We start from the raw sequence: 23,607 nt of genomic DNA on the forward strand, positions 1-23,607 counted from the left end.
GTGTCCATCCCTTTTTCTTTTGATATAATAGAAGGACGAGAAAGGGTGAGAGCATGAAACTAGTATATAGCGAGATGAGTCAAGATTTGACGGTTCGATTAAGTCAGCAGGCGCAGGAATTTGCACGGGCGGGTAGGCGTGTATTTTATATTGCGCCCAATTCACTATCTTTTGAAATGGAGCGAAAGGTGCTTGGGCATTTGGATGGTCAGGCTTCTTTTGATATCATGGTGACACGTTTTGGGCAAATGGCGCGTTATTTTGTCTTAAATGAGAGCAAGCAGGCAGATAATCTGGACGATATTGGCTTGACCATGCTCATGTACCGTGTCTTGTCTCAATTTGGCGAAACGGACTTGAAGGTCTATGGCAAGTTAAAAACAGATCTGGAGTTCATCGGTCAGCTACTCGCCTTGTACAAGGAAATGCAGTCGGCAAATTTAACGATTTCGGATTTGGAATGGATTGATTCGGCTGAAAAGAGTCAGGATTTGACCCGTATTTTTTCGGCTTTTTCAGTGGCACTCGGGAAAGAAAATTATGCCCAAGAAAGTAAGTTAGCCTTTTTCACGCGTTTGGTTCAGTCTGGACAATTAGATGCGGAGTTGGCAAATGTTGCTTTGGTCATTGACGGCTTTACCCGTTTTTCGGCAGAAGAAGAAGTCTTGGTTTCTAGTCTAGCAACCAGAGTTGAAGAGATTGTGATCGGGGTATATGCCAGCAAACGGTCCTACCAATCGTCCTATATAGAAGGAAATGTCTACCAGGCACCGGTCGAGTTTTTACGGCACCTTTCCCAGCTTTTTCAAGTCAAACCTGAATTTTTAGCTGATGAATCGGGCTTGAAGAGTGTGGACAAGATTGCCAAAAACTTGGAATATCAGTCTAGTTTTTCGGACCAACGTGTGGAGATGAGCCAAAATGAGCTATCTGTTTTGCAAATCTGGGATGTGACCAATCAAAAAGAAGAGGTAGAACAGGTGGCGCGAGCCATTCGTCATGACTTGCAGACGGGCTATCGTTATAAGGATATTCTCGTACTTTTGGGCGATGTGGAAGCTTACCAACTGCAGATAGGCAAGGTTTTTGATAAGTATGAGATTCCCTTTTATCTAGGGAAGGCTGAGGAGATGAGCCATCATCCCTTAGTGCATTTTGTGGAGTCTTTGGAGCGTATCAAGCATTATAATTTTCGATTAGAAGATGTGCTCAATCTGCTCAAGTCAGGCTTGTATGGCAGTTTCTGCCAAGATGCCTTGGATAAATTGGAGCAGTATCTCCTCTTCGCAGATGTCAAAGGGCAGGCCAAGTTTGCAAAGGATTTTACAGCCAATACGCATCAGAAGTATGACTTGGAGCGTCTCAATCAGATGCGCCAGACCATTATGACTCCCCTGCAGGAGTTGTTTAAGGCGCAGGCCCAATCCGGTCATAGCCTCCTGCAAAAATTTACAAACTTTTTAAATCAAATACAGCTAGCGGAGAATATGCAGGCAGTGACGGCTGGTCTGGACGAGATGGCTCTGGAAAAAGAAGAGCAGGTCTGGAAGGCTTTTTGTCATATTTTAGAGCTGACAAAGACTATCTTTGGGCACGAAAAATTGACCTTGGCGGAGTTTTTGGCACTCTTGCGTACAGGAATGCTGGCTAGTCAGTATCGTGTGGTACCAGCAACGGTGGACGTTGTTAATGTGAAATCCTATGATTTGATTGCACCGCATACAGCTAAAAAGATTTACGCCATCGGACTCAGCAAGTCAAATTTCCCTAAAATGACCAAGAATACCAGTCTCTTGACTGAGGAAGAAAAGCAGCTCATCAATGATAAATCGGCTGAAACCGGGCATTTTGAACTGGCTTCTCGTGAGAATACTAAGAAAAATCATTTTACCATGTTGTCGCTCATTCATTCAGCGACGGATCAGTTGGTTTTGTCCAGTCCGCAGATTTTCAATGAAGCAGAAGATGGCTTGTCTCCCTATCTGAAACTATTGGATGAGATGGGAGTGGAGCGCTTGGAAAAAGGTCGAGAAAAGACCTTGTTAGCGCAGGATATAGGTCACTACAAAGGGCTTTTGTCTCGCGTGATAGAAGCTAATCGGGCTGATTTTCAGGCGGAGTGGACCAAGGAAGAAGCTACATTTTGGGCAGTTGCTGTGCGTTATCTGCGGAAAAAATTGGAGACGGAAAATATTCATATCCCTGCGGTGTCATCGGACTTACAAACGGTACAATTAGCTCAAGAAACCTTGGACAAACTCTATCCAGCTGGAGAAGTGCTGCAATTATCTGCATCCAGTTTGACGACCTTTTATCAGAATGAATACCTTTATTTCTTGCGGTATGTATTGGGACTTGAAGAGCAAGAAAGTATTCATCCAGATGCGCGTAGTCATGGGAATTTCTTGCATCGGATTTTTGAGCGGGTGATGACAGATGAACGGTCGGATTTTGATGAAAAGTTGAGTGATGCGATTCAAGAAACACGTCAGGAAGTGGAGTTTTTTGCCCTCTATCAGCAGGATGCTGAGTCTCAATTTTCGGAGCAGAGGCTCTTGGACATTGCGCGTGCGACATCTCTAGTTCTTCGTGATGACTCCATCATTGATGTCTTGGAGGATGAAGCTGTTTTTGGAGCAGAGAATTCCAATCTTTTGACCTTGGAAAATGGCAGAGCTCTTAACATTCGTGGGAAAATTGACCGCTTGGATGCTATTCGATCGGACGGTGCTCTGGGGGTCGTAGACTATAAATCCAGCAAGAAAGAGTTCAAATTAGCTGACTTTTACAATGGTCTTAGTCCTCAGCTCATGACCTATATTGCAGCGATCAAGCAGCACCCTGAATACAGTCAGACGGAAAAAATATTTGGCGCGATGTATTTGCATATGCTGGATCCGATTGTCTCCCTCAAGGATACAAAAGGTGCGGATAGCGTGCTTATGGAGGCTTACAAGTCTTTGGTTTATCGTGGATTATTCTTAGAAGAAGAGACCAACCGACTCAATCAGTTTTACTACAAAACCAAGAATACAACCTTTACCGAATCGGAGATGGCGACCCTACTCGCTCACAATGAAGGTCTCTACAAGCAGGCTGCAGAAAAGATTTTATCAGGGAATTTTGTCATTAACCCTTATACGGAAGACGGGAAGTCCGTCGCAGGAGATCAGCTGAAAGCCATAACTGGCTTTGAGGCCAATCTTCACTTGCCATTTGCCCGTCAGCTGGTAAAAGGTGGTAAACGCGAAGACTGGTTTGCCAGAATGGACGAGAAAGGAGGTCAGGCATGACATTTGAAGCATTTTTAAGTCCGGAAGAAATCATCCAATTACAAGAGGCGGAATTAGCTTCTCAAGCCGCACAAAAGCGAACACCGGAGCAAATCGAAGCCATCTATACAAATGGCAGCAATGTCCTCGTATCGGCTTCTGCTGGTTCAGGAAAAACCTTTGTCATGGTGGAGCGGATTTTGGATAAAATCAAGCGCGGAATTGCTATTAAGCACCTCTTTATCTCGACCTTTACCGTTAAGGCGGCAGGTGAGCTCAAGGAACGGATTGAGAAGAAGTTACATCAAGTCATCGCCCAAACGACTGATCCACAACTGCGTCAGCATCTGTCTGCCCAGCTGCTCGACCTGGAAACAGCAGATATTGGGACCATGGATGCCTTTACCCAGAAGTTGCTCACTAGTTATGGCTATACCATTGGTGTGGCACCGAATTTTCGGATTTTGCAGGATAAGAATGAACAGGATTTGCTGAAAAATGAAGTCTATGCGGATTTGTTTGAAGACTATATGGCGGGGCAAGATGGTCGAACTTTCCAAGCACTGGTTGAAAATTTCTCTGGAAACAGCAAAGATTCCAAGGCCTTTCGAGCCGTTGTTTATCAAGTACATGCCTTTAGCCAATCCACCAGCAATCCCAAGGAATGGATCCAAGAAAAATTACTTCGTGGACATGAAACCTTTACCAACCTAGAGAGTTTGCCAGATGCTATCATGCAGGGATTATTTGATGCTATGGAGCAGGCAGCGAATGACTTACAGGACTTAACAGACTCGCCAGACTACAAGCAAGTCACAGCAAAAGGTACACCGACCGCGACTTATACCAAGCACCAAACTATCTTTACAGGTCTGCGTGACCTACCAGTTGCCTTTGGCGAGGACAAGGACTTTGGAAAATTGATGACAGACTTGAGTGCGCTTTTGCCATCGGGAGCCGATGTGACGGTCGCCAAGGTAAAATACCCAGTCTTTAAGCAGGTCAAAGCTCGATTGGCGGATTTGCAGCACTTGGAGACCATTTTGGCCTATCAAGGTCAGGCTCTTCCGCTCTTAAAACTTTTGCAGAATTTTGTTCTAGACTTTTCAGACCAATACTTGCAACGAAAAATACAGGAATCTGCATTTGAATTCTCGGATGTCAGCCATTTTGCTATTCAGATTTTGGAGGAAAATGAAGACATTCGCAGGACCTACCAAGACCGCTACCATGAAGTCATGGTGGATGAATACCAAGACAATAACCATAGTCAGGAACGCATGCTGGACCTGCTTTCTAACGGAAAGAATCGATTTATGGTGGGAGATATCAAGCAGTCCATCTACCGTTTTCGTCAGGCTGACCCACAGATTTTCCAGTCAAAATTTGAACTTTATCAGAGCAATCCAGCAGCCGGGAAGTTGATTTTGCTCAAGGAAAATTTCCGTAGCCAGTCAGAAGTCTTAGATGCGACCAATGCCATCTTTACTCGTCTCATGGACCGACAAGTCGGTCAAATCAAGTACGACCAGACACATACGCTAGTAGCAGGTAGTCCTAGTCAGAAGATTGTCCTCCCTGAAAATGAAATGGAGTACCTCGTTTACGACACTGATGTGGATGAAAATGCTGCTGAGCAGGAAATCATTTCCGGTGAAGTGGAGTTGGTTGCCAAGGAAATCATTCATCTGGTCAATGAAAAAAATGTTGCTTTCTCTGATATTACTCTCTTGGTTCCATCCCGAACACGCAACGATGCCATTTTAACCACCTTTGAAAAACACGGCATTCCCATCGTATCTGACGGAGGCGAGGCCAATTATCTCAAGTCTGTCGAAGTCATGATCATGCTGGACACTCTGCGCACCATCAACAATCCTCTCAATGACTATGCCCTCGTTGCCCTGCTCAAATCTCCCATGTTTCACTTTAACGAGGACGAGTTGGCTCGGTTGGCATTACAAGCTGAAAAAGGCAATCTCTATGAAAAGATGCGACTTGCCTTAGAAAGAAAAGGAGCAAGTCAAGAACTCATTTTTGCTGCGCTTCATCAAAAGATTAGCCTCTTTGAAGCCAACTTACATGACTGGCGCCGCTTTGCAAAGACAGGCTCCATTCATGACTTGATTTGGAAGATTTTCAATGAGAAATTTTACTATGATTATGTCGGTGCCTTGCCAAATGGTGCCAAACGTCAGGCTAATCTCTATGCACTGGGACTACGAGCCAATAATTTTGAAAAAACCGGTTTTAAGGGCTTGGCGCGTTTTATTTCCATGATTGACAAGCTTTTGGCCAGCGATAACGACCTGGCAGATGTGGAAGTGGCCTTGCCACAAGATGCCGTGCAGCTCATGACGGTTCACAAGTCCAAAGGACTGGAGTTCAAGTATGTCTTTTTGCTCAATATGGATAAGAATTTCAACGCCATGGAAAGCAAGGGTTCGGTTATCTTGAGCCGTGAAAATGGGATTGGTATCAAGTATCTGGCTGATATGAAGGATCAATTCGAGACGCCGCTCCCTCATGTGCGCGTGTCCATGAATACCCTGCCCTACCAACTCAATCAGCGAGAACTTAAAATTGCCAACCTTTCTGAGCAAATGCGCCTCCTCTATGTCGCTATGACGCGGGCTGAGAAGAAGCTCTATCTGGTCGGAAAAGGTAGTCAAGAAAAGCTGGCAGACAAGTACGATGGCAAGCGAGATGCGGGTGTCCTCCTAGCATCAACTCGTGAGTCCATGACCAATTTTCAGGATTGGATACTGGGAATTGCGGAAGCTTTTGAGGGAGAAAATCTTTATTTCAAGAAAACCTTTATCACCGACCAAGATTTGACACCAGAACAGATTGGTCAGCTGAAAGTTGAAGGAAAGATTGTTGCGGATGACATGAAGGATAATCGCCAATCAGAAGATATCAGCCTAGCATTAGCCCAATTAGAAGCGGTAGAAATGCTAAATGAGAAGTACGCAAGTGCCATTCAGCTACCAAGTCTTCGCACGCCTAGCCAAATCAAGAAATTCTACGAACCAGTCTTGGCTGACGATGGATTGGACATCATGGAAAAGACGACTGTCGCTCCTAAGTTTGACCTACCTGATTTTTCTAAAAAAGCAACTGTAACGGGTGCGCAAATCGGTTCAGCTGTTCACGAGCTCATGCAACTAATTCCTTTAGTTGCTCCCATGACCATGCCTATTTTGCAGAAGGCCTTGGCACAAGTTCAAGTAGAGCCTGCTGTTAAGGAAAAAATTGCCTTGGAAAAAGTGCTAGCATTCTTTGCTAGTCCGCTTGGACAGGAAATTCTCCTTCATAAGGACAAGGTGCGTCGAGAAGCGACTTTTGCTCTTCTCAAAAAAGACCCAGTTTCCAAAGAAGACTATGTTCTTCGTGGGATTATTGACGGCTTTATACGTTACGAGGACCGCATTGTGCTCTTTGACTACAAAACGGATCACTATCAGGAAGCGGAACAGATGAAAACACGCTACGCTGGCCAAATGCAGTTGTACGCCGAAGCTCTACAACAAGCCTACCAAGTAGAAAAAGTGGACAAATACCTGATTTTACTCGGTGGAGAAGAGATTCAGGTATTAGAATTATAGATATGAAAAAGGAGAATGGATGGCATTCGTATTAAGAGAAGAACATGTGGAACAACTTGTCCAGCAGGTAAATGTGGAGAATCCCGCTTTTCGATTTGATTGGCAAACTTACTTGGTTGCGACCCAGCAATTTGGTCGGAGTATTGAGATATTTGTTTTGGTAGAAAATCCAGACTATTTTGCGCTTATTAAAATGGGTACATTTGACACTTCTAAAGTGTCAGATGTAAAGATTATCGCTAAAAGTCAAATTCAAGGATTTAAGTTAAAACGCGGACTTATTCAAAATATCCTCAAAATTCGCATGAAAACTGGAGTTTTTTATAAACTTCGTTTCCGTGACAAGGCTGGGAAAAAACTACCTCTGCATGCCCAGAATGCTATTCAGTATAAGATGAATTGACCTGCACAATACGCAGACCGTTTGGATATGAAAGATCATAGCGCCTCTTTTTTCTCACAGGTGAGAACATGGGGATTGATTATCTTAGTATTTATTATTACGGTTATTATTTTAGCTACGACAGGATCTAAGTTGATTGGTATAGTATTTTTTGTAGGGGTTCTTGCAGGAACTGACTGGTTTAGCAATAAGCTAAAAAGTAGGAAAGTTATGAATACTGATGCAGAATTTTTCAAGCAATCCGAGATAATTGAGCAAAATGCGTCAAATGTTTCTTTTGAAGAGACTTACAAAACCATGAAAAATTGTCAACCTCAACCTGTGACAATGGAAGGTCAGACAGCTTACTATAGTCGTTTATTGCAAATGGCGCATTATTTGGGATATGATAATGAAACTCAATATTACTTGGAGAAGATTCCAAGAGCTTACCCCGAGGGAACTGAGCAAGAGTACCTTGCCTGTGTCAATTACCTCGCCACACCAATTGAAAAAGAACAGGTAGAGAGCATAAACGAAGCTGAATAAGAAAAAATGCTGAGCAAAATCTCGGCATTTTTGGTATAATAAATAGTAATACCCTAAAAGGAATGACTATGAACTTAGAAGAATTGAAAAAACGACAGGAGAAGATTCGTAACTTCTCGATTATTGCTCATATTGACCACGGAAAATCCACACTTGCTGACCGTATTTTGGAGAAGACCGAGACAGTTTCCAGCCGTGAAATGCAGGCTCAGCTCTTGGACTCTATGGATTTGGAGCGCGAGCGTGGTATCACCATCAAGCTCAATGCTGTTCAGCTTAATTACAAGGCTAATGACGGCGAAACCTACATTTTCCACCTGATTGACACGCCTGGACACGTGGACTTTACCTATGAAGTTTCTCGTTCTTTGGCCGCCTGTGAAGGAGCTATTTTGGTCGTTGATGCGGCACAAGGAATTGAAGCTCAAACCCTGGCAAATGTTTACTTGGCCTTGGATAATGACTTGGAAATCTTGCCAATTATCAATAAAATTGATCTGCCAGCAGCGGATCCAGAATGTGTCCGTCATGAAATCGAAGACGTTATCGGCTTAGATGCTTCAGAAGCTGTTCTGACCTCTGCCAAAGCTGGTATCGGGATTGAAGAAATCTTGGAGCAGATTGTGGAGAAAGTACCTGCACCGACAGGTGATGTGGAAGCACCGCTCCAAGCCTTGATTTTCGACTCTGTCTACGATGCTTATCGCGGCGTTATCTTGCAGGTCCGCATTGTCAATGGTATGGTTAAACCGGGCGACAAAATTCAAATGATGTCCAATGGTAAGACCTTTGATGTGACTGAGGTGGGGATTTTCACACCAAAAGCAGTCGGTCGAGACTTTTTGGCAACGGGTGATGTCGGCTATATTGCAGCCTCTATCAAGACAGTGGCAGATACGCGTGTTGGGGACACCGTGACACTTGCTAGCAATCCTGCAACAGAAGCTCTCCATGGCTACAAGCAGATGAATCCAATGGTTTTTGCCGGTATCTATCCGATTGAGTCAAATAAATACAACGACCTGCGTGAAGCTCTTGAAAAACTCCAGCTCAACGATGCCAGTCTTCAATTTGAGCCAGAAACTTCACAAGCTCTTGGCTTTGGTTTCCGTTGCGGCTTCTTGGGACTACTTCACATGGATGTGATCCAAGAGCGTTTGGAACGTGAGTTTAACATTGACCTCATCATGACGGCACCGTCAGTAGTTTACCATGTCAACACGACTGATGGGGAAATGATTGAAGTAGCCAATCCGTCTGAATTCCCAGACCCAACCCGTGTAGAATCCATCGAAGAGCCCTATGTTAAGGCGCAAATCATGGTTCCACAAGAGTATGTCGGAGCAGTCATGGACTTGGCACAGCGCAAGCGTGGAGACTTTGTGACCATGGATTACATTGATGATAATCGTGTCAATGTCATCTATCAAATCCCACTGGCAGAGATTGTTTTTGACTTCTTTGACAAACTCAAGTCTTCTACACGTGGCTATGCAAGTTTTGATTATGAAATTTCAGAATACCGCCGCAGCCAATTGGTGAAGATGGATATCCTCCTCAATGGCGACAAGGTCGATGCTCTCAGCTTTATCGTTCACAAAGAATTTGCCTATGAACGTGGAAAATTGATTGTTGACAAGCTCAAGAAAATCATCCCTCGCCAACAATTCGAAGTGCCGATTCAAGCGGCTATCGGTCAAAAAATCGTGGCTCGTTCTGACATCAAGGCCCTCCGTAAAAACGTATTGGCTAAATGTTATGGTGGTGACGTTTCGCGTAAACGTAAACTCCTTGAAAAACAAAAAGCTGGTAAGAAACGGATGAAGGCTATCGGTTCAGTTGAAGTCCCACAAGAAGCCTTCTTGTCAGTACTTTCAATGGACGATGATGATAAAAAATAGGATGGTTGGCACTGCACCCCAATAAGGGGTGTTTTTTGTTGAAAAAATGCTAGTTTTAATATACATATTTATCGATGGTTCTACTAAAAATATTTCCATAAATTTTACATTATTTCTTTAAAGAAACAGGGTGATATGTTAAAATGGTATATATAATTGGGTACAAATTTACTAAGCGTTATGCCCTCTCAGTGATAGCAAAGTAAATTTTTCTCATTCTATTCATTATTGGTAAATAATAATAGAATTTTTATGCAAAAGGAGGTATTTTTAGAAATAAGAATTTTATTCTTATTTGAGAGTCTATTTCTTTTTTGGTGCAATTTAGAGAGGGACGGCAGCAGGAATGAAATATTGAAATTGAAAATTATAAGGAGAAATAATGAACAAAGTTACAACGAAAACTGTTTACACTTGGTTAAGCTTGTTGTTGCTCTTTATCGGTCAGATTGCGCCACTAGGCGGCTTGAGAGTCTCTGCTGCTGATTCGGGAGACTACAGCTATGAAGCCTATGTAAAGCCAACAGAGTATGCTGACTACAGCAATCCAATTTATGTCAGAGATGCCGCAACAAGTGAAGAACGAGTTGTGTATTGTTTTAATTATCATTCTGAATGGCCGAATAACGAAGGAACAACACCTTATCCTAAATATAAAAAAGAATTAGGAAATGCGAATACTTTTGCTGAATTAGCAGCATCAGAATCATTGACAGGTGCAGATTTAGAAGCAACCATTTTAAAAGTGATTTATAATGGTTTTGGAAATGACGCAGCTCGTCTACAAGCAAAATACGGTCTAAGTAATGGTGTCTTCCGTCGTGTAACCCAATACGCTATCTGGTACTTTACAGATCATAAGGATTTTCCATCTGCAGATGTATCCCCAATCACTAGCTTTACAGCTAAAGAAAAGGCTGTATTTATGGCTTTGATCGGTCAAGGTGATGCCTTGGAAACTCCACCAGTAAATGCTACTTTAGATGTCTATCGTACAGACGGCTCTAAGCCAAATAACGGGAGTTCGAAAGCGAATTATCAAAATCTTCTTGGTGGAAACTTTGTAAACAAAGATACTGGAACAGATGTACCAGTTGTTAAGAAAAAAATTTCGATTTTTGCTAAAAAAGTCTGGGATAAAGCTGATAATGTTGCTAATAAACCAGAAGTTAGCTTCCAATTGAAAAACAAACAAACAGGTGAAGCTATTGGTGATGCTAAAGTTGTACAAACTCCGGCTGGACGGAGTGAAGCAACTGTACAGTGGGATGACTTGTCTGGTGAAGTATCTGACTATACCGTTGAAGAAGTCACAAAACTGGATGGTTATACAACATCACCTACTCAAGGGAATGGTACAGAAACTAGTCCATTTACCATTACAAATACGAAGAATTCTACTGTCCCAGAATATGTTCAAACGATTCAAGTAAACAAAGCATGGGCAGGTGAGAATCTTCCAGCAGCAAAACCGGATGTTTATTTCGCTCTTTACAAACGAACAAACGGCGTTGAATCACAGGTGACAGCTGCGGATGTTCCAGCTATTAAAGTAAACCCACAAAAATGGCAAGTTAGCCCAGTTGTGTGGAAAAATATCTATGCCCCAGGTCGCGACCAAGCTACAGGTGCTACCATTGAATATTTCGTTAAGGAAGTCAATGCAGATGGCAGTGACTGGTCCGCACCAAATTACCTAGCCCCTACTTCAACATCTGCACTTTCAGGAGCAAACTCATTGGTATTTAACTTTACAAATACCTACCAACCAACATCTCCAAAACCAACTACACACGATGTTGTCATCAGTAAGACCAACCTTGGTGGCAAGGAAATTGCAGGCGCTCAAATTGAGATTCGCAAAGACGGCCAAAAAGTCGAAGGTTGGACATCCGAAGCTGATAAATCTCACACTGTGAAACTCGAAGCAGGTGAGTACGTCTTCCACGAAGAAGTTGCCCCAACCGGCTACTTGAAAGTCACAGATATCACATTCACAGTTGATAAAGACGGCAAGGTAACCGTTAAAACTGACACAACCACTGCCGAAAAATCAAAAACAGAAGGAAGCAAATTGACAGTTGTTGATGAGACACAGACTGTTTCAATCAATCTTCTTAAATTATGGTCAGATAGAACAGGAGATGCTAAGACGACAGATATTCCAGAGCAAGTAACCGTTAAGTTATATGCGAATGGCAAACCAGCAACAGACTTGGCAGGGAAAGATGTTTCAACTGTTGTATTGACAAAAGCAACTGCTAATGCAATTGAGAATACTGCAGTTGTTTCAAACCTACGTGCATTCGATGAAACCGGCAACCGTATTGTCTACACAATTGAAGAAACCCCTGTAGCAGGCTATACAGAAGTTGGAGAAGCTGCATTTAAAACATCTGCAACACCTAGCAATTGGGCTGATAATGGTGCAATATACAACTTGACACTTCGAAATCAAGAGAATACGGTTGAGAAGAAAGACGTTGTCATCAGTAAGACCAACCTTGGCGGCAAGGAAATTGCAGGCGCTCAAATCGAAATCCGCAAAGACGGCCAAAAAGTTGAAGGTTGGACATCCGAAGCTGACAAGTCACACACTGTGAAATTGGAAGCTGGTGAGTACGTCTTCCACGAAGAAGTTGCCCCAACCGGCTACTTGAAAGTCACTGACATCACATTCACAGTTGATAAAGATGGCAACGTGACGGTCAAAGAAGATACGACTACCGCTGAAAAATCTAAGACAGAAGGCAATAAACTTACTGTCGTTGATGAAACTGAAGTTGTCAAACCAACTACTCATGATGTTGTCATCAGTAAGACCAACCTTGGCGGCAAGGAAATTGCAGGCGCTCAAATTGAGATCCGCAAAGACGGCCAAAAAGTTGAAGGTTGGACATCCGAAGCTGACAAGTCACACATTGTGAAATTGGAAGCAGGCGAATATGTCTTCCACGAAGAAGTTGCCCCAACCGGCTACTTGAAAGTGACTGACATCACATTCACAGTTGATAAAGATGGCAACGTGACGGTCAAAGAAGATACGACTACCGCTGAAAAATCTAAGACAGAAGACAATAAACTTACTGTCGTTGATGAAGCTGAGGCTGTGAAACCAGAGCCTCAACCGGTTGAGCCAAAACCAACCCCTACTCCAAAAGAAGATGTACCTAAACAAAACGGTGGTACAAATACGACCACTACGAAAAAGGTGTTACCACGTACTAATTCAGAAAATGCCATCATCTTAACAATGGTTGGTTTCGGACTGTTAGTTGTACTAGGCTTCTCTTACTGGAAGAAAGTAAACGAGTAAATCGTTGTATTTCATATGAAGACACTAGGTTTCTAGTGTCTTTTTTAGGTCTATGTTATAATGGCACTATGAGTGAATATATTGTAACCACGTCGTTTAGGCCAGATCAAAAGCAAGTTCAATTAGCGAAAAAGTTGGCGGAAGAGTACGGATTTTATATCAAAGAGCGAAAGAAAGACTCTGTTAGAAAACTCATTGGAAGTTATGATGGGGCGGTGATTGTCTACAAAGAGAAGCTTGTTTTCACAGCGGCAAACGGACAAGAATTGGTCTTTCACCCAGATACTGCCATGCTGCGCATCAAGGCTCTTCACGACCCTCTAGTTGATGTAATGGGGGAAAATCCTAAGGAAGTACTGGACTGTACAATGGGCCTGGCATCCGATAGTTTGGTGATGGCAGTAGCAGGGCACAAAGTGACTGCGATCGAGTCTCAATTGATTCCCTATCTAGTGGTATCACAAGGGCTTCAGACACATATAAGTGGTCATGCCAAATTGGATGCGGCCATGCGATCTATTCAAGCAATTCGGGCAGATTATCAGCATTTTCTTTCATTGCAAGCAAGCGATTCCTTTGATGTTCTTTATTTTGATCCCATGTTTTCAGAAAGGATAGCAGCATCTGATAATTTAGCTGGACTAGAAAGTGTGGCCAATCCGACCCGATTGACGGCAGCCGTCTTGGAAGAAGCCAAACGAGTGGCGCGCGAAAAAATCATTATCAAAGCGCATTTTAGGGATACAGTGTTTGAGGAATTGGGTTTTGAGAGAATGGTTCGACCAAATCAAAAATTTCACTACGGAGTGATAGAATTGGCACCAAGCAAATAAAAATCAAATACTGTCAAGTTTTTTTCTTGACAGGAGCGGTCTATGTGTTATAATAGTTAAGGTAATACTCTTCTAAAAGCAAAATTTTCCATCGTTAACTCACCTTGCCGTACTAAAGTACTGTCTACAGTTCGTTGCCTTGGAAGCCTTTGATTTTCATTGAGTATAAATAGCGTTGCTATTACCCCAAATATTAAAAACAGAAAAGAGATATAAAAATGGCAGTAAAAATCCGTTTGACTCGTATGGGTTCTAAGAAAAAACCTTTCTACCGTATTAACGTAGCAGATTCACGTGCACCACGTGATGGTCGTTTCATCGAAACAGTTGGTACTTACAACCCACTTTTGGCTGAAAACAAAGTGACTTTGAAAGAAGACCGCGTTCTTGACTGGTTGGCCAAAGGTGCACAACCATCTGATACAGTTCGTAGCATCCTTTCAAACGAAGGCGTGTTGAAGAAATTCCACGAAGCTAAATTTTCAAAATAATCAATAGACGAATCGAGTACACTTATGGACATGATTGAAAATCTTATTATTGCAATTGTGAAACCCTTGATTTCACAACCTGACAGTCTCACGATTAAAATCGAAGACACTCCGGAATTTTTGGAATATCATTTAGACTTGAACAAGTCTGATATCGGTCGTGTGATCGGACGCAAAGGTCGCACAATTTCTGCAATTCGAACTATTGTCTACTCTGTCCCTACAAGTGGTAAAAAAGTCCGTCTTGTGATTGACGAAAAAGAGTAAAAAGGTCACCCAAGGGTGGCTTTTTCTCTTGCTTGTGAAATCATCTCTGTCATGATAAAATAAGTGTAATGTTTTGAAATTGGAGACACTATGAATTACTTTAACGTTGGAAAAATTGTCAATACGCAAGGTTTGCAAGGAGAGTTGCGGGTCATGTCTGTGACAGATTTTGCGGATGAACGCTTTAAAAAAGGAAGCAAGCTGTCCATCTTTAACGACAAGGACGCCTTTGTCCTAGCAGTGGAAGTTGTCAGTCACCGCAAGCAAAAAAACTTTGACATTGTAAAATTCAAGGGGCTATACCACATCAATGATGTGGAGAAATACAAGGGGTGCTCGCTCAAGGTAGCAGAAGAAGACCTGTCTGACTTGGAAGAGGACGAGTTTTACTACCATGAGATTATTGGCTTGGATGTCTATGAAAATGATCAGTTAATTGGTCAGATCAAAGAAATTTTGCAACCAGGTGCCAATGATGTTTGGGTAGTCGCACGTAAAGGAAAACGCGATTTGCTTCTGCCTTACATTCCGCCAGTTGTGTTAAATGTTGATGTGGTCAACAATCGTGTTGATGTGGAGCTTTTGGAAGGATTGGACGATGAAGATTGATATTCTGACCCTCTTCCCAGAAATGTTTGCCCCGCTAGAACACTCCATCGTTGGCAAGGCCAAGGAAAAAGGATTATTGGATATCCAGTATCACAATTTCCGGGAAAATGCAGAAAAAGCACGTCATGTAGACGATGAGCCTTACGGCGGTGGCCAAGGAATGTTGCTGCGGGCTCAGCCTATTTTTGATACGATTGAAAAAATCAATGCCAAACAACCCCGTGTTATCCTATTAGATCCTGCTGGTCGCACGTTTGACCAAGCTTATGCAGAAGAGTTGGCGCAGGAAGAGGAGTTGATTTTCATCTGTGGGCATTATGAAGGTTATGATGAGCGGATTAAGACCCTGGTGACGGATGAAATTTCTCTTGGTGATTTTGTCCTAACAGGCGGAGAGTTGGCAGCCATGACCATAGTAGATGCAACGGTACGTCTAATTCCCGATGTGATTGGCAAAGAAGCCAGTCATCAAGATGATAGCTTTTCATCTGGGCTGCTGGAGTATCCTCAGTACACACGTCCTTATGAATACCGTGGCATGACCGTACCAGATGTCCTCATGAGCGGTCACCATGAAAATATTCGCATCTGGCGTTTGGAACAAAGCTTGCGCAAAACCTTGGAACGACGCCCAGATTTGCTTGAGTCCTACCAGTTTTCAAAAGAAGAAGAAAAGATCTTTGAGAAGATTAAAAATGAAACGCAGTCTTAGGATTGCGTTTTCTTCTTGTATTTTTTTTAATATAAATGTATAATAATACAAATGAGAGGAGTAGAGTATGGTTCAGTTTAGAAAAGATTTAGCCCATCTAGAAAATTATAAGATTGCGAAAATCGCCAAATACAACCTGGGAGACAATGAAAATCACCTGATTGACTGGTCTTTTTTACCAGAGAAAGTAGGGCAAGAGTTGAGTGTGTCGGATATCACTTGTTATGGGGATAATCAGTACGCATCTTTATTGAAAAAATATGCAGAATACTTACAAGTAGAAACCAATCAATTGGTGCAAGGTGTCGGGTCTGATCAGTTGATCCATATGATTGTGACGACATTTTTACAAAAAGAGGATGTCCTGCTGACAGTGGAACCCGACTTCTTCATGTATCAGGTCTTTAACGAGTTGCATGGTTCAAAAATTGCTTCCTTTCCCTTGGATTGGAGTCAAAGCTATCCTGATTTAGCAGCTGACCAGCTCTTGGCTTTTGCAGAAGAAGCTGGTGCCAAGGTTCTGATTCTGTCCAATCCCAACAATCCTACATCGGTTGCTTTTGACAATGGAGAATTGGAAAAGATTGTGGCTGGATTTGCTGGTTTGGTCGTGATTGATGAGGCTTATATCGATTTTTCAGACCAGCCGTCATTTGTGCAGAAGGTCAATGATTATGAAAATCTCATCATCTTACGTACCATGTCGAAAGCCTTTGGTTTAGCAGGTTTGCGTTTGGGATTTGCGATTACGAATCCTGTCCTAGCTAAGGAATTGGATAAAGTGTTGCCACCTTACAGCATGCCAAACATTGTAGCCAAAACTGGAGAAATTGCCCTATCCTATGGGCAAAAAGTGAAGGAAAGTGTAGCGCGCAATCTGGCCATTCGTAAGGATTTTGTAGAATTTTTGGAGGGTCAACCACAGATGAAGGTGCTCCCTAGTCAAACTAATTTTGTCACTTTTACAGCACCCTATGCTGAGAAAATTTACAAGAATGCCCTGGAAAATGACTTTAACTTTAAGTACTATAGCCAAGGTGTACTTGCAAACTACATTCGTATGAGTATGGATGATTGGGAAGTGATGGAGCAGATGAAGCAGTTGATTGTAAAAGTAGTAGAGGAATAAAAATAAGAGAGTGGGACGGTATTCCGCTCTTTTTCTTTGAAAAATGTGTAAATATATGAAAATGGATGAAAGTGATAGTTTTTGATAGAAAATGATTGACATTGGGTGAAGAATCGGTATAATAATATTTGTAAACGATTGCAAGGAGGCGGTATCATTCTAAAGTCAGAACGTAAACAGCTCATTCTTGAGAAATTGCGTCAAGATAACTTTATCCGTTTGGAAGAGTTGATGCTCTTGTTGGACTCCTCAGAATCTACGATTCGCAGGGATTTAGATGAGTTGGAGTTGGCAGGGAAGCTTCGGCGAGTTCACGGTGGTGCAGAAAGTTTGGCAGGTCTACGATTGGAAGAATCTATCCAACAAAAATCTGTCAAAAACGTTCAATTCAAGAAAGACCTTTCAATACGAGCAGCGGACTTGATAGAGGAGTCGGATGTGATTTTCCTGGATGCGGGTACGACAACGGAGTTGCTCATTCCTTTGTTGACTGCAAAGGATATCACAGTTGTAACCAATTCGATTCATCACGCAACCAAGTTGGTGGATTTGCAGATTCCGACTATGATTGTTGGTGGAATGGTCAAGGCATCTACAGACGCTTCCATCGGAGCGGTGGCTGTGGAGCAGATTCGAAGATTAAATTTTGATAAGGCATTTTTAGGAATGAACGCAGTGGATGAATGTGAGTACACGACTCCTGATATCGAGGAAGCTATGATTAAACGAACGGTTTTGGACAATGCCAAGGAAGCTTTTATTCTCTTAGACGCTTCAAAAATTGGCCAAAAATCATTCGTCAAAGTGGCACCTGTTCAGCAAGCAGCCTTGATTACAAACAAAAGTGATAGTTTATTATTGCAAAAAATTAAGAAGAAAACGAAGGTAATTGAAGTATGATTTATACGGTGACGTTAAATCCATCTATTGACTTTATCGTTCGCTTGGAAAGTTTGGCGCTGGGAAGCGTCAATCGTATGGAGAGCGATGATAAGTTTGCTGGTGGTAAGGGAATAAATGTGAGTCGTGTCTTGAAACGTCTAGACATTGACAATACAGCGACTGGATTTATCGGTGGATTTACAGGACGGTTCGTTGAAGAAGGTCTTGTTTCTGAAGGCATTGCGACGAATTTTGTTTCAGTAAATGAAGAAACGCGCATCAATGTTAAAATCAAAGCGGGTGAAGAAACGGAAATCAACGGTGCCGGTCCGACCATCACAGAAGGGCAGCTTGCTGAGTTAGAAGCGATTCTTGCTGGATTGACTCCGGAAGACACAGTTGTTTTTGCAGGTTCAGCTCCGGCCAATCTTGGAAATACAGTCTACAATATCTTGATTCCCCTAGCTAAAAAAGCGGGCGCTGAAGTGGTGTGCGATTTTGAAGGTCAAACGCTTCTAGACAGCCTAGCACACCAACCACTCTTGGTTAAGCCAAATAATCATGAGTTGGCCGACATCTTTGGTGTTGAATTGAATGGACTTGCTGATATCGAAAAATATGCCCGTGAAATCCTTGCCAAAGGTGCCAAAAATGTCATCATTTCAATGGCTGGTGACGGGGCCTTGCTTGTCACACCAGAGGCGGCTTATTTCGCAAAACCAATCAAAGGAACAGTTAAAAACTCAGTTGGTGCCGGTGATTCAATGGTCGCAGGCTTCACAGGTGAATATGTTAAATCAGGTGATCCAGTCGAAGCTCTAAAATGGGGTGTCGCATGTGGAACTGCTACAACATTCTCAGATGATTTGGCGACAGCCGAGTTTATTAACGAAACATATCAAAAAGTAGAGGTAGAAAAACTATGAAAATTCAGGATTTATTGAAAAAAGAAGTCATGATGTTGGATTTGAAAGCAACTTCGAAGGAAGCAGCTATCAACGAAATGATTGGCAACTTAGTTGACAAAGGTGTGGTAATGGACTTTGAAGTGTTCAAAACAGGTATCATGAACCGTGAAGCGCAAATGACAACTGGTCTTGGTGATGGGATTGCCATGCCACACAGCAAAAATACTGCAGTGAAAGAAGCGACTGTTTTATTTGCCAGATCAGCTACTGGTGTGGACTATGAGTCACTCGATGGTCAGCCAACAGACCTCTTCTTTATGATTGCAGCACCAGAAGGAGCAAACGATACTCACTTGGCAGCTCTTGCTGAATTGTCACAGTATTTATTGAAAGATGGCTTTGCAGCTAAATTGCGTGGAGTAACTTCACCAGAAGATGTCATCGCTGTCTTTGATGCAGAAGCGAATAAAAAAGAAGAGGTTGCAGCACCAGTTGCAGGACAAGACTTCATCGTTGCTGTTACAGCATGTACAACAGGTATTGCCCACACTTACATGGCCGAAGAAGCCTTGAAAAAAACAGCTGCAGAAATGGGTATTGGTATCAAGGTTGAAACAAACGGTGCCTCAGGTGTTGGAAATAAATTGACAGCAGACGATATCGCAAAAGCCAAAGGTGTTATCATCGCAGCAGATAAGGCTGTAGATATGCCTCGTTTCAACGGTAAACCATTGGTCAACCGTCCAGTTGCAGACGGTATCAAGAAAACTGAAGAATTGATTAACATCATCTTGAACGACCAAGCAGACATTTATGTAGCAAAAGAAGGCGCGCAGGCAGCTGCTTCAGAAGAAAAACTAACTGCTGGTCAAGCCTTCTACAAGCACTTGATGAGTGGTGTGTCACAAATGTTGCCGTTCGTTATTGGTGGCGGTATTGCTATTGCCCTTGCTTTCTTGATTGATAATGCCATGGGTGTACCACAAAATTCTCTTGGAAATCTGGGTTCTTACCATGAACTGGCTTCTATGTTTATGAAAGTAGGTCAAGCGGCCTTTGGCTTCATGCTTCCAGTATTTGCTGGTTATGTAGCTTATTCAATCGCTGAAAAACCAGGTTTGGTTTCGGGTTTTGTGGCAGGTGCTATTGCGTCAAATGGTTTGGCCTATGGTAAAATTGCCTTCGCAGCAGGTGGTGAAAAAACACTTGGACTTGCAGGAGTTTCATCTGGTTTCCTGGGTGCTCTAGTTGGTGGTTTCTTGGCTGGTTATGTTGTCCTTGCCACTAAGAAATATGTTAAAGTACCTCGTTCACTGGAAGGAGCTAAGTCAATCCTTATCTTGCCACTTCTCGGAGTGCTTGTTACAGGCTTCTTGATGTTTGCGGTTAATATTCCAATGGCGGCTATCAATACAGCCCTCAATAACTTCTTGACAGGCTTGTCAGGTAGCTCAGCTGTTCTCCTTGGTCTCCTTGTTGGTGGTATGATGGCTATTGACATGGGTGGTCCAGTCAATAAAGCAGCCTATGTATTTGGTACAGGTACACTTGCAGCATCTGTCGCAAATGGTGGATCGGTTGTCATGGCAGCCGTTATGGCTGGTGGTATGGTTCCACCGCTTGCAGTTTTCATCGCAACTCTTCTATACAAAAATAAATTCTCTCAAGAAGAACGTGATTCAGGCTTGACAAATATTGTTATGGGACTTTCATTTATCACAGAAGGAGCCATCCCATTTGCAGCTGCTGACCCAGCGCGTGCTATTCCAAGTTTCGTTGCAGGTTCTGCCCTTGCAGGTGCCCTTGTTGGTCTTGCAGGTATCAAACTGATGGCACCGCACGGTGGTATCTTCGTTATCGCTCTTACAAGCAACCCAGTTCTCTATCTTGTCTTCGTACTCATTGGAGCACTTGTGTCAGGAATTCTCTTTGGCGCCCTTCGTAAAGCAAAATAATCTAAAAACCAAGGTTTTGGCCTTGGTTTTTTATTTTTTAAGAAAACAATTATAATTATCTATCACATACGTTTATAAAATGGAGGAATATATGAAAAAGAAGCATATTCTGAGAAATTTATTAATGAGCACAATTTTACTTTCTTCGTTAGCAGCGGTGCAAGTACAGGCAGATGAAACTGCAAATCGGGACTTGGTACACTTTCTCAACATGCGTCATCTCAGTTGATGTATCGGCACATTTTAAATCAGATAAGAATGAAAAAAACATAATCGTCCAGCGAAGCGATTATACCTATGAAAGGAAATTTTATGAAGCGCACTCTATTACGCAACTCACTGGTAACTCTTACTTTGGCAGGTAGCTTACTTGCTGCTACAACTATGTCACAAGAAACAGTTCATGCCATTGGTTCAGGTAGTCGTGTTGACTACTATGAATACGAAGGCCCGCAGATTATCTTTAGTGTCAAGGGTACAAACGCTCTTAACCGTGCTGAAAAGCGTATTGGCTACCACATGCAATTGAAATTAAAAGCTGGTGATACGGTCAGTATGCAGAAGATTACCGAGTACATCAATCTCAACCTTAATAACTCAGTCAGTGGGATGCCAGATTGCCAGTACGAATACCACTTTTCGAAATTCAAAAATCCTGAGCCAAAAATCAGCCTAGAAGGTAGAAATAAAGTTGGGAAATTGATTCGTTATGAGATTCCAATTACAGATGCTGGGGTTCAATTACCTGAGTACACCGAAATTGGCTCATTGAAATTTGCTCTTAATGAAGAAGTTTACTATACAAAAACACCACGTGATCAAGTTAAGTCTGTGAAATTGAAGGCTTCTGACGTAGTTTCTGTAGAACACAAATTGCAGACAACAGTTGTGAAAAACGGTATTGAAAGCGAGAATAAATTATTCGAATATGGCATTAATGAAAATCCATTCACTTACACTGTAGAAGCAGAAAGACCTGAAAAACGTCAAGAGCGTACAATCAATGTGACCATGTATGGTAACGGCAAAAATAACACTAAAATCAAGTCTTTCCCAATCACATCAGATAAGTTGGTATCAATGGAGTCGATTGCCAAAGCCTTGTATATGCAAGGGAAACTTCAAGATAAGACAGGCGAACACCTTCGTGTGACCAAAGTGGATATGATGGACGAAGACCACTATAATGTTTATGTTGACCGCTACAGTGGAGATGCCATTTCCTACGAATATTACTCTCAGACAAATCCAATCGATGAGAGCTATAGTACAACACCATATGGTCCTAAAGGAAATGATAAAGGACTCACTTCTGAAAAATAAGCCTCAAAGGTAGGTCCTGTGAGAACTATGCGCAAAAAAATAGTTCCCAACAGATAAAGAACAGTCTACGAATTGAAACAGGCCCTCCTAAAATGGGAGGTTTTTCATTTTAACAAAAAAATACTCCTGTAAAGAACAGGAGTATGTCTAAATCTAGCTTTCTCGGAAAGAGTATTTAAGGATAAAGGGAGCAATGGAGGTAGATAGGATGACAACGATGACTAGTTCAGAATAAGTAGTGGCGCTGATGATTTTTTCCGTCAGACCGATTTGAACGATAATCAAGGTCATTTCTCCTCGGCTGACCATACCGCCTCCGATAGTCAAGGAGTCTAATTTTCCAAATTGATAGCCACGTCCGACCAAGTAACCCGGCAATAATTTTGTGAGAACAGCCATTGCAGTCAAGAGGAGGATGGTTGCAGTGTGACTCAGCATGCCATCTAGGTGAAACGGTAGGGCGATAGAAGTGAAAAAGATTGGGATAAAGAGTGTGTAGCTCAAGGTTGCAATATGTGTCTCGACTTTTTTGAGATAGCTGGTCAGACCGATTGCTAAACCGGCGAAAAATTCTCCAATAATGGCACTTATTCCTACAGCGTCAGCAAGTAAGGAGAGGGAGAAGCAGATTAGTAGCGCAAGCAGAGTTTCTTTTTCCAGAAAGTCCAGTTGTTTAGACCAACGAAAGAGAAGAGGAATCAAAAATTTCATACAAATAAATAGGAAAATGAAAAATGCGATTTGTATGAGTGATTGGCTAAGTAGGTTGACAGAGGCTCCCGTACTGCCGACAAATACACTGAGTAAAATGACAGCCAATATATCATCGACAACTGCTGCACCAATGATAATAGCTCCTGTTTTTGTTTTCATACGATTGTATTCTGACAGAACTTCCACAGTGATGGAGATACTAGTGGCTGCAAAGACAAGTCCGTAAAAGACGGCTGTATTGACTTCATAGCCCCAGGCGCGTGTCAATCCCCAAAATGCTGCTAAGGGGACTAGTACACCTGTCACGGCTACGAGTAGGCTAGGCTTGAGGTATTTTTTAGTAGGTCGAAATGAGCTTCGAGTCCTGCTATGAACATGAGTAGAATCACACCGACTTCCGATAAGAAGTGAATGACTTCCCCCTCATGCACCACATTGAGCAAGGCGGGTCCGAGGATGATTCCTACGAATAATTGGCAGACAATAGCTGGAATTCCGGCTTTTTTTGATAAGACAGTAGCGATGACACTGGCTAATAAAATAAATGAAATTTCAAGTAAAATATGCATAGTTTCTCCTAAAAATGAGTCATAATCAACCGATATGATACCTTTTTTCAAAAATGAATGCGAAAATGGTGCTCATTCTTCGGGTTCTGGAAAGAAGTGAGGATTGGAAATGGAATCGAAAAGAAGAAAGTGCAAATTGGACACTTTTTTCAGAAAGTAGAAGTTGGAGGAAAAAGCTGTCAAATAG

At 42.3% G+C, this 23,607-nt stretch carries 16 protein-coding genes and 1 pseudogene; 16 read left to right on the plus strand and 1 reads right to left on the minus strand.

The annotated features are described in order from the left end of the window. Positions 1-53: 53 nt before the first annotated feature. The 16 genes from rexB to J2T50_RS02225 all read left to right on the plus strand — a co-directional run bounded on the left by rexB (position 54) and on the right by J2T50_RS02225 (position 22,137). The gene (gene rexB, locus J2T50_RS02150; protein ID WP_253363171.1) at positions 54-3,293 is read left to right on the plus strand and encodes an ATP-dependent nuclease subunit B; all 3,240 of its coding nucleotides are present in this window, start codon (positions 54-56) and stop codon (positions 3,291-3,293) included. Beyond that, positions 3,290-6,880: a helicase-exonuclease AddAB subunit AddA gene (gene addA, locus J2T50_RS02155; RefSeq protein ID WP_253363173.1), complete on the plus strand. Its 3,591-nt coding sequence runs from the start codon at positions 3,290-3,292 to the stop codon at positions 6,878-6,880. The genes rexB and addA overlap by 4 nt, the downstream gene beginning before the upstream one ends. Positions 6,881-6,899: 19 nt before the next feature. After that, the gene (locus tag J2T50_RS02160; protein ID WP_253363175.1) at positions 6,900-7,283 is read left to right on the plus strand and encodes a hypothetical protein; all 384 of its coding nucleotides are present in this window, start codon (positions 6,900-6,902) and stop codon (positions 7,281-7,283) included. Between the two features lie 27 nt (positions 7,284-7,310). Continuing rightward, on the plus strand, positions 7,311-7,811 hold the full coding sequence (locus J2T50_RS02165; RefSeq protein ID WP_253363177.1) for a hypothetical protein: 501 nt from the start codon (positions 7,311-7,313) through the stop codon (positions 7,809-7,811). 68 nt (positions 7,812-7,879) lie between these two features. Further along, the gene (gene lepA / locus J2T50_RS02170) at positions 7,880-9,712 is read left to right on the plus strand and encodes a translation elongation factor 4 (RefSeq protein WP_253363183.1); all 1,833 of its coding nucleotides are present in this window, start codon (positions 7,880-7,882) and stop codon (positions 9,710-9,712) included. A 382-nt stretch (positions 9,713-10,094) separates the two neighbouring features. Further along, positions 10,095-13,028: a SpaA isopeptide-forming pilin-related protein gene (locus J2T50_RS02175; RefSeq protein WP_253363185.1), complete on the plus strand. Its 2,934-nt coding sequence runs from the start codon at positions 10,095-10,097 to the stop codon at positions 13,026-13,028. Positions 13,029-13,096: 68 nt separating this feature from the next. Further along, entirely contained in the window at positions 13,097-13,861 is a 765-nt protein-coding gene (locus tag J2T50_RS02180) for a class I SAM-dependent methyltransferase (RefSeq protein ID WP_253363187.1), read from the plus strand. A 218-nt stretch (positions 13,862-14,079) separates the two neighbouring features. After that, entirely contained in the window at positions 14,080-14,352 is a 273-nt protein-coding gene (gene rpsP, locus J2T50_RS02185) for a 30S ribosomal protein S16 (protein ID WP_253363189.1), read from the plus strand. A gap of 24 nt (positions 14,353-14,376) precedes the next feature. Next, positions 14,377-14,619 (plus strand): KH domain-containing protein, encoded by a 243-nt coding sequence (locus J2T50_RS02190; protein WP_253363191.1) that lies wholly within the window; start codon positions 14,377-14,379, stop codon positions 14,617-14,619. A 90-nt stretch (positions 14,620-14,709) separates the two neighbouring features. Further along, positions 14,710-15,228 (plus strand): ribosome maturation factor RimM, encoded by a 519-nt coding sequence (gene rimM / locus J2T50_RS02195; RefSeq protein WP_253363193.1) that lies wholly within the window; start codon positions 14,710-14,712, stop codon positions 15,226-15,228. After that, positions 15,218-15,940 carry a tRNA (guanosine(37)-N1)-methyltransferase TrmD gene (gene trmD / locus J2T50_RS02200; protein ID WP_253363195.1) on the plus strand — a complete coding sequence of 241 codons (723 nt, stop codon included), beginning with the start codon at positions 15,218-15,220 and terminating at the stop codon, positions 15,938-15,940. Before rimM ends, trmD begins: the two co-directional genes overlap by 11 nt. A 67-nt stretch (positions 15,941-16,007) precedes the next feature. Further along, the gene (locus J2T50_RS02205) at positions 16,008-17,069 is read left to right on the plus strand and encodes a pyridoxal phosphate-dependent aminotransferase (protein ID WP_253363197.1); all 1,062 of its coding nucleotides are present in this window, start codon (positions 16,008-16,010) and stop codon (positions 17,067-17,069) included. Positions 17,070-17,174: 105 nt separating this feature from the next. Beyond that, complete coding sequence (locus tag J2T50_RS02210) at positions 17,175-17,969, plus strand: DeoR/GlpR family DNA-binding transcription regulator (protein ID WP_253363199.1); 795 nt, start codon at positions 17,175-17,177, stop codon at positions 17,967-17,969. Beyond that, the gene (gene pfkB / locus J2T50_RS02215; RefSeq protein WP_253363201.1) at positions 17,966-18,877 is read left to right on the plus strand and encodes a 1-phosphofructokinase; all 912 of its coding nucleotides are present in this window, start codon (positions 17,966-17,968) and stop codon (positions 18,875-18,877) included. The genes J2T50_RS02210 and pfkB overlap by 4 nt, the downstream gene beginning before the upstream one ends. Beyond that, positions 18,874-20,814: a PTS fructose transporter subunit IIABC gene (locus tag J2T50_RS02220; RefSeq protein WP_253363203.1), complete on the plus strand. Its 1,941-nt coding sequence runs from the start codon at positions 18,874-18,876 to the stop codon at positions 20,812-20,814. Before pfkB ends, J2T50_RS02220 begins: the two co-directional genes overlap by 4 nt. 312 nt (positions 20,815-21,126) lie before the next feature. Further along, on the plus strand, positions 21,127-22,137 hold the full coding sequence (locus tag J2T50_RS02225) for a hypothetical protein (RefSeq protein ID WP_253363205.1): 1,011 nt from the start codon (positions 21,127-21,129) through the stop codon (positions 22,135-22,137). A gap of 153 nt (positions 22,138-22,290) precedes the next feature. Here J2T50_RS02225 and J2T50_RS02230 read toward each other — a convergent pair. Then, a pseudogene (locus J2T50_RS02230) lies at positions 22,291-23,420 on the minus strand (cation:proton antiporter). Positions 23,421-23,607: the final 187 nt, after the last annotated feature.

Origin of the sequence: Streptococcus gallinaceus (assembly GCF_024170225.1) — a bacterium.
In the GTDB taxonomy this organism is placed as follows: Bacteria; Bacillota; Bacilli; order Lactobacillales; family Streptococcaceae; genus Streptococcus; species Streptococcus gallinaceus.

Coding starts and splice junctions, on each gene's coding strand:
- rexB (WP_253363171.1), top strand. CDS start 54: ATGAAACTAGTATATAGCGAGATGAGTCAAGATTTGACGGTTCGATTA.
- addA (WP_253363173.1), top strand. CDS start 3,290: ATGACATTTGAAGCATTTTTAAGTCCGGAAGAAATCATCCAATTACAA.
- J2T50_RS02160 (WP_253363175.1), top strand. CDS start 6,900: ATGGCATTCGTATTAAGAGAAGAACATGTGGAACAACTTGTCCAGCAG.
- J2T50_RS02165 (WP_253363177.1), top strand. CDS start 7,311: ATGAAAGATCATAGCGCCTCTTTTTTCTCACAGGTGAGAACATGGGGA.
- lepA (WP_253363183.1), top strand. CDS start 7,880: ATGAACTTAGAAGAATTGAAAAAACGACAGGAGAAGATTCGTAACTTC.
- J2T50_RS02175 (WP_253363185.1), top strand. CDS start 10,095: ATGAACAAAGTTACAACGAAAACTGTTTACACTTGGTTAAGCTTGTTG.
- J2T50_RS02180 (WP_253363187.1), top strand. CDS start 13,097: ATGAGTGAATATATTGTAACCACGTCGTTTAGGCCAGATCAAAAGCAA.
- rpsP (WP_253363189.1), top strand. CDS start 14,080: ATGGCAGTAAAAATCCGTTTGACTCGTATGGGTTCTAAGAAAAAACCT.
- J2T50_RS02190 (WP_253363191.1), top strand. CDS start 14,377: ATGGACATGATTGAAAATCTTATTATTGCAATTGTGAAACCCTTGATT.
- rimM (WP_253363193.1), top strand. CDS start 14,710: ATGAATTACTTTAACGTTGGAAAAATTGTCAATACGCAAGGTTTGCAA.
- trmD (WP_253363195.1), top strand. CDS start 15,218: ATGAAGATTGATATTCTGACCCTCTTCCCAGAAATGTTTGCCCCGCTA.
- J2T50_RS02205 (WP_253363197.1), top strand. CDS start 16,008: ATGGTTCAGTTTAGAAAAGATTTAGCCCATCTAGAAAATTATAAGATT.
- pfkB (WP_253363201.1), top strand. CDS start 17,966: ATGATTTATACGGTGACGTTAAATCCATCTATTGACTTTATCGTTCGC.
- J2T50_RS02220 (WP_253363203.1), top strand. CDS start 18,874: ATGAAAATTCAGGATTTATTGAAAAAAGAAGTCATGATGTTGGATTTG.
- J2T50_RS02225 (WP_253363205.1), top strand. CDS start 21,127: ATGAAGCGCACTCTATTACGCAACTCACTGGTAACTCTTACTTTGGCA.